The sequence below is a fragment of the Gordonibacter sp. genome, assembly GCF_036667095.1.
Lineage (GTDB): Bacteria > Actinomycetota > Coriobacteriia > Coriobacteriales > Eggerthellaceae > Gordonibacter.
This window is the reverse complement of the sequence record NZ_JAVWUP010000138.1, coordinates 1-6,791: the sequence shown is the minus strand read 5'-3', so window position 1 is coordinate 6,791 and position 6,791 is coordinate 1. Positions and strand designations below refer to the sequence as shown.

Sequence of the window (6,791 nt, the reverse complement as noted above, 5' to 3'; positions counted from 1 at the left end):
CTGCCATGGTTCCTCCTAGAGGGTCGGATGTCCGCAGCCTCCGTGTTGAGGCCGCATCTCATGGCGCCCACTATGCGACCGACACCCATCGTTGTGAAGGAATAATGAAGATTATTTTCCCGGAAAAGAATCTACACCCGAAATAATCTCTAATAATCCCGGCTTTGAACAGGAGATACGTCCTCAGCTTACAAAAGATCTTTAACCCCCTCCGACTCTCTAAACCCGCGAGGTAGAATAGCTTCAAGACGAACGGCCGACCCGCAAGCGGGGAAATCGAAGGGAACTAAACCTTGGAGATTGCCTTCTACTTCTACACGATCCTCGTCATGCTCGTCTGTATCGCAGCGGGAACGATCTCGCTTTCCGCGTACTTCGTCTGTCGCAAGCGAAACCACCTCTATATGGTAGCGTTCTTCTTGTTCTACTTTCTCGATCTGGCGCTCATCTTCCAAAACGAGTACCTCGGCCAGAACACCGCGTTTCCCCTTGACGCGTTCTACGCCATAGACCAACCGGCTTTTAGAACCTTCCTCGCTGTAGGCATCCTCGAGTCGCTTTGGCTCGTCGTCTGTGATTTCCTCGGCGAAAAGCGGCGGACGCTGCTCGTCCTGCCGGCAGTCGGCTTTGTTGTGCTCAGCATCACCATCCTTGTCGTCCTCCCCGAGGGGCCCTGCAAGCAATGGCTGTTCTACAGCATGCGTCAGGTATTTCTGCTGTGGTGCCTGGGATACGTGCTGCTGCGCTACCGCAAGGTCACAAGCGACATCGAGAAAACGAGGATGCGCCGGCAAAAGCCGCTGCTCTTGATCACCCTCACGCTGACCTTGTGCATCATCCTCGAAGACACGCTCATGATGTTGGTCTGGGACCCCGACCCGGCATCGTCCACCTTACTGCCCCTCTATCTATCAGAGCGCAACTTCTCCGAGAACTTCCTCATGCTGGCGTTCGCCTTCTTCAGCCTACGCGAGGCCGCAGCCACGCTGCGGCTGCGGTTCAAGGAGCCGCCCGTGTCCGAAAACCCCGTCGTGCGCCAGCAGATCGAGGACTTGCTGCCCGCCTTTTGCGAGCGCCACGGCATGACGGCGCGCGAGAGGGAGATCCTCGCGCTGGTGCTGCAGGGCAAGGACAACCAGAACATCGCAAGCGAGCTGCAGTTGGCCTTGGGTACGGTGAAGGCGCATGTGCACAACATCCTGAAAAAGACAGGGCATGCCAGCCGCCAGGAGCTCACCCGCAGCTTCTGGCAGGAGTGAGGCGCAAGCCCTCCACCCCCCGAGTAATCCCGTTTAATCCCGCAGACCGCCAAATCTGGCCCGGTATAATCCCCCGCTCGTCGTCGCTTCGCGGTATCGTCACCCCGAGGGAACGCCAATAAGGCTAGGAGGCCGACGGCCATGGACGAGCTGCGCATCGAACCCGAACCCACCGAACGCGAGCTGGGAGCCGCTCCTATCAAGCCGCTGTTCGCACGCTATGCTGCTATCACGTTCGCTGGCATGCTGGCACAGATAGTAATGGTGATACTCGAAGGGCTCATCATCGGCAACGGCCTGGGGCCTCTCGGTTTGGCCGCCGTCACCGTCATCCTGCCGCTCGAACTGCTGAATCTGGCGTTGGGCGGGGCACTGGGCATGGGCACGGCCGCGGCAGCAGGACAGCGTCTGGGCAGCGGGGACACCGCAGGTGCGCAGAAGGTGTTCGCCCAAGGTTTCTGGTTGTCAGCGTACCTACTGGTGGCGCTTTCGGTAGCCATCGCCCTATTCGCTCCGCAAATCGCCACGCTGTTGGGTGCCACGGCCGATATCCATGCCGATGTGACGGCGTTCATCCGACTGCTCATGTGCTTTTACCCCTTCTGCACCCTAGGACAGCTGCTGTGCGCGCTGCTGCGCACCGACGAGAAGCCATCGCTTGCCTCGTGGCTGGCCATCATCGGCTCCACCTTGTCGCTTTTGTGGTTGTACGCATGCGTGTACGTCTTCGAACTGGGATTCGCCGCTGCGGGAGCCTACTACGGCTTGAGCACGGGTCTGTGGTTCTTCGCCATTCTGTACTTCCAATGCAGCAAGAAATCGACGTTCAGGGTAACGTTCTCGGGCATGAAACTGGATCGCAAGGTATGCGGTGCCATCCTCTGGCAAGGGCTGCCGCTGTTTCTCGTACAGGCCGCAAGCCTTGTGTATACGATAGTCATCAACAACTATCTGGGCGCACTAGGCGGCGATCCCGACCTCGCCGCCTTCGCCGTGATAAACGGCTACGTCGTCTACCTTCTCGATATGCTGTGCCTGAGCGCCACCTACGGCTTACAGCCCATCGCCAGCTTTAATTGCGGAGCACGGCATCACGACCGCCTGCGCGAGTTGGTGAAGGTAAGCCTTGGAGGCACGCTGGCCGTCTTTGCGGCGGTATGCGGGCTGGTCATCGCCTTCTCGGTGCCTATCTCGACGTTCTTCATCGGCGACGATCCCGCCCTCGTCGAGTTGACAGCCTCGCACTTTCTGCCGCTTCTCGTGTGTGCGCCGCTCGGGTTCATGGCGCAGGTGGCCTCGGCGTACTTCCAGGCTGTCGGACAGGAGCGCGCGTCCATCGTGCTGGGCGTCAGTCGCTACCTACTGTTCGCCATCCCGCTCATCGTGGCGCTGGCCGCTATCAAGGGCCTCGCGGGTGTGTGGTGGGCGCAACCGCCCGCCGACCTGCTAGCCGCCGCACTAGCGGTGGGGTTGGCTGTGAGAGAGTGCAGGAGGCTGAGGCACCAGGACGCAGCAGCAACCGGCGCGCTACCAAGCACCCTGCCGGTCGAAGGAGCATAAAGCCAAGCTGCGCCTAATCGCGCCAGCGCTCCTCGCGCTCGGCTTCCCTGCGGTGCTCGGCGTCCACCTCTTCTTCGGCTATCTCTTCAGGACGCATGAGAAAACCTTGCTCCACCTCTTGAACGATGGGGTCTTCCCGCAGTGCCTTGCCCTGGCGTTCTCCCGCATGATCAGGCTCCGATGTTTTTCCCCGCAAAAGGGACATGGGTATCCTCCCTAGGATCAAGTGACTTACGTGCACTGATTTTCCTGCCATCTGTTTACAAACTGCCGCCGTCTTCCAAGTTGACGATAAGGCGTTGTCCGTCCATTATGATGACGTCACCAACAACGAGACGGAGCATTTTTCCATGAACGTAGCAGGGCTGATCACCGTACAACCCGATCAAACCGATCTTCTGAGCGAACTCGCATGCATGGTAGGCACGTCGTTTCTTGAAGAAATGTGGTATGCCACCTGGCTCGGAGCGCTCAATGCGCAGGAATTCGACCAATCCCGCAAACAAGCCATCATGCAAGCAGCCATCCTCGCCGACTACCAGGCAACTGCGCCGTACGGCTGCGTCCTTACCCTGCCCGACCAGGCAGCCGCAGCAAACATCTACCGCAGAAGCGAGATGGCTGATGCCAGCTGGTCTACCTTGGAGGAGCGCACCGTGAGTCTCTTCGAAGCATCGCTGAGCGAGCGAGAGCGGCACCTGCTCGCACAGCGCACCGAGGAGATGGAGCCTATCTCAGGCTCCGACTGGCTCTTGCGGACAGTCGAACCCAGCGAGGACTTCCTCTACGTCTCCTCCGTAGGTGTCGATAGCGAGCAGCGCGGCACCGGAGCATTCGGACGGCTGTTCAAACCGCTTTTAGGCTACGCCGACGAGCAGGACATCGCGATCTACCTCGATTGCTACACCGACCGACTCGAGCAGCTGTACGGCCATTACGGCTTCGAGCTTATCGAGCGCAAGCGCGACCCGGCATTCACCATCCATGAGCGCTGCATGGTGCGTCGTCCGAACACCGCCGATGCGTAGACAATCGATGCAGTAGGGTACGTTTAAGGCTGAGGTATCCCAACATGCCCCGACGTATCGCAGCCGTGCGCTCAGCGCACGGTCGGGGGACTGGCTCTTTTCACGCTTGCCAGGACGTGGATCCTATCTCGCCGAGCGAGAAGTGCCCGCCGTCGTAGCCGATGCGCGTGATGCTCGCGTTGGGTATCTTCGCAGGGTCGTTCACGCGCGCAGAATCGAGCAAGTACACGAGCGTACGCACGACGAACGAGTGCGTGACCACCAGAGCGTTGCCGCCGCCAGCCAAACGCACAGCCTCCCCTGCTTCGGCGAAAAAGCTGTTCAAGCGACCTTCTATGCACTCGAAGCATTCAGCGCGGCCCGAGGTGTCGGCACGGGCCAGAACGTCGGCCACCTCGGGCAAGCGGCAGTTATGCTCCTGGAACGACAGCTCTTCTCCAAAGCCCGCCGTCAACGCCGCATGCAGCAGTTCCCCCGGCTCGCCCTCCAAATCGCCATAGCACCATTCGCGCAAGCGCGGATCTTGCGCAAGGGGAAACGACAGGTTGGCGAAAGGGAGAGACCCCGACTTCGGCAGGAAAGGTCCGGCTGACGCACGCTCCTCGCCGCGTGCTGCTGCCCACGCAGCCAACAGCACATCGAGCGTCTGCACCGCGCGCCCGCTATCGCTCGAGAACGCCGCAGCGAAGTCCATCCCGGCAAGCCCCCGCCCGAGCGCCTCGGCACCGCGTATGCCCTCGTCTGTCAGCGGCGTGTCGCACCATCCCTGAACCTTGCCCATGACGTTGAACAAGGTCTGTCCGTGGCGCACCACGTAGAACACCACCGGGGCGCCTTCTAATGGGAAGGCGGCGGAAGGCATCTTGGGTGCACCGGCGTCGCGCACCGGTGATCTTGCTCCCTCATCGTTCATAGCGCCGCCTTTCCCGCGTCCAGTCAACGCGCCCAGTATAGCAAACTGCCCGCAAGCACCGAGCGGTCGCCCACACCCTCGAGCAATCTTGGGCTGCTACTCACCCCTTGCGGCATCATGCATTCTTCGAAGACCTCGGTCACGCGCCCGCCCATCGAAGGATCAGGAGAAACCCTGCGCGACGGCCTGCGCGACACGCAAGCCGTCGCAGGCAGCGCTCATGATGCCGCCCGCATAACCCGCCCCTTCGCCGCAAGGGTAGAGGCCCGAACCGGATGCCGCTTTCGCCGTTTCCCCGACCACGTCAGCCGTTTGCATGATTCCATCAGCGTCAACCGTTTCCGCCACACCTACGACAACATCGGCCGCTTCCCGCTCTCGGCCAGCTGAGACACGGCCCGTACCGGCAAACTGCGCCTGCAAGCCCTCGTCGCGCACCATGCGCACAGGGCTGGAGCTGCGGGTTTCCACGCCGGTCATCACCGCCCGAGCATCAGCGAACCCGCGCAGCTTGGCATCCAACAACGGCAAAGCCTCTTGCAGCGCCTCGGCAACGAAGGGAGGCAGGCAGGCTCGCAAGTCGCACCAGACCACACCGCGCGCGTACGTGGGCCGCACGGCGGCATCCACCCCGTCGGCAACCGCGCTGCCAGCATCCGCCTTGCGAGCACACGATTCCATCCGTTTTCGAGCCTTCGGCGCTTCGGCCCCCGCAAGCGAAGCCCTTGCTGCAGCCTTGTCAGACCTTGCCCCAGGGCCTCCTTCCAAGAAGCTTCCCACCGTCTGCGCCGGAGCCTGGTACGGAGCACCGCCAGCCGCACGGGCCGCTTCGAAGGCAGCCTGCTCCATGCGGCGCTGCACCTCGACCCCCGCCAGCGGATCATCACTGCCGAAGTCTTCGGGACCCACGCCCACCAGCAGCGCGCTGTTGGCATTTTGGCCGTCGCGGGCATGCCGACTCATACCGTTCACCACAACGCTATCCGGCTCGCTGGCCGCGCATACCACTTCGCCGCCCGGGCACATGCAGAACGTATACACGCTGCGCCCGCCCGGCAGATGCACCGCCAGCTTGTAATCGGCGGCTCCCAGGGCGGGATGCTGCGCGGCCTCGCCGTACTGCGCGCGATCCACCGCCCCTTGGTCGTGCTCGATGCGAACGCCCACTGAGAACGGCTTCTGCTCCATCAGCACGCCGGCATCGCGGAGCGCCTCGAAGGTATCGCGCGCAGAATGCCCGCATGCTAACACCATGCGACGCGCAGCGACGTCACGAACCGCTCCCGTGCGGGTGTCGCGCACCTCGATGCCGCAAAGCATCCCCTCCGCAAAGCGCAAGCCGACCACCTGCGTATGAAAGCGCACCTCGCCGCCCGCCTCGACGATCTGCTCGCGCACCCGGCGCACCACGTCCACCAGCTTGTCGGTGCCGATATGCGGCTTCGCCTGCCATAGTACCTCTTCGGGCGCCCCCGCCTCGGCCAACCAGGCCAGTACGTGGCGTGCAAAGGGACTCTTGATATTGGTGGTGAGCTTGCCGTCCGAAAAGGTGCCGGCCCCACCTTCCCCGAACTGGATATTCGTCTGAGCATCAAGCGACCCGCCCGCGTTAAAGGCAGCCACCGCAGCCAAGCGCTCATCAACGTCCCCGCCGCGTTCCAACAGCAGCGGGCGCAAACCCGCGCGGGCCAGGTACAGCGCGGCAAAAAGGCCGGCAGGACCCGCGCCCACCACGACAGGACGCGGCTCGCCGCTGCGCGCGAAAACGCCGCCCAGGTCTGGAACGGCGAGCGGCGCATACGGCTCATGCCGCTTCACGTGCGTGCCCGCACAAGCGCCTGCGCCTCCACGTCGCAGGGCGGTGCCAAGCGCCTCATCTTCCACGGAGACATTGGACAACTCCACGCCGAGCGCCGCCACGAAGTGAACATCACGCTTCTTGCGTGCATCAACGCTGCGCTTCAGCAGGCGAACCGCGCGCACCTGGCTCTCCGACACGCCCAACGCCGAAGCTGCTGCGGCGTAAAGCAA

6 protein-coding genes are annotated in these 6,791 nt (G+C 62.4%); 3 read left to right on the top strand and 3 right to left on the bottom strand.

Annotated features, from left to right (window positions below):
- Positions 1 to 293 precede the first annotated feature (293 nt).
- Together RR842_RS10715 and RR842_RS10710 are read left to right on the top strand one after the other, a co-directional pair.
- Positions 294 to 1,259: a helix-turn-helix transcriptional regulator gene (locus RR842_RS10715; protein WP_332517606.1), complete on the top strand. Its 966-nt coding sequence runs from the start codon at positions 294 to 296 to the stop codon at positions 1,257 to 1,259.
- Between the two features lie 141 nt (positions 1,260 to 1,400).
- Complete coding sequence (locus RR842_RS10710) at positions 1,401 to 2,819, top strand: MATE family efflux transporter (protein ID WP_332729725.1); 1,419 nt, start codon at positions 1,401 to 1,403, stop codon at positions 2,817 to 2,819.
- Positions 2,820 to 2,832: 13 nt separating this feature from the next.
- On the opposite strand, the gene RR842_RS10705 is transcribed toward RR842_RS10710, so the two are convergent.
- Positions 2,833 to 3,024 carry a hypothetical protein gene (locus tag RR842_RS10705; protein ID WP_332512933.1) on the bottom strand — a complete coding sequence of 64 codons (192 nt, stop codon included), beginning with the start codon at positions 3,022 to 3,024 and terminating at the stop codon, positions 2,833 to 2,835.
- A gap of 145 nt (positions 3,025 to 3,169) precedes the next feature.
- On the opposite strand from RR842_RS10705, the gene RR842_RS10700 reads away from it, so the two are divergent.
- A complete protein-coding gene (locus RR842_RS10700; RefSeq protein WP_332729724.1) occupies positions 3,170 to 3,847 on the top strand; it encodes a GNAT family N-acetyltransferase in 678 nt (225 codons plus the stop codon).
- Positions 3,848 to 3,947: 100 nt separating this feature from the next.
- On the opposite strand, the gene RR842_RS10695 is transcribed toward RR842_RS10700, so the two are convergent.
- Positions 3,948 to 4,760 carry a histidine phosphatase family protein gene (locus tag RR842_RS10695; protein ID WP_332574597.1) on the bottom strand — a complete coding sequence of 271 codons (813 nt, stop codon included), beginning with the start codon at positions 4,758 to 4,760 and terminating at the stop codon, positions 3,948 to 3,950.
- A gap of 162 nt (positions 4,761 to 4,922) precedes the next feature.
- On the bottom strand, positions 4,923 to 6,791 hold a 1,869-nt coding region (locus RR842_RS10690), incomplete at its 5' end, for an FAD-dependent protein (protein WP_332729723.1).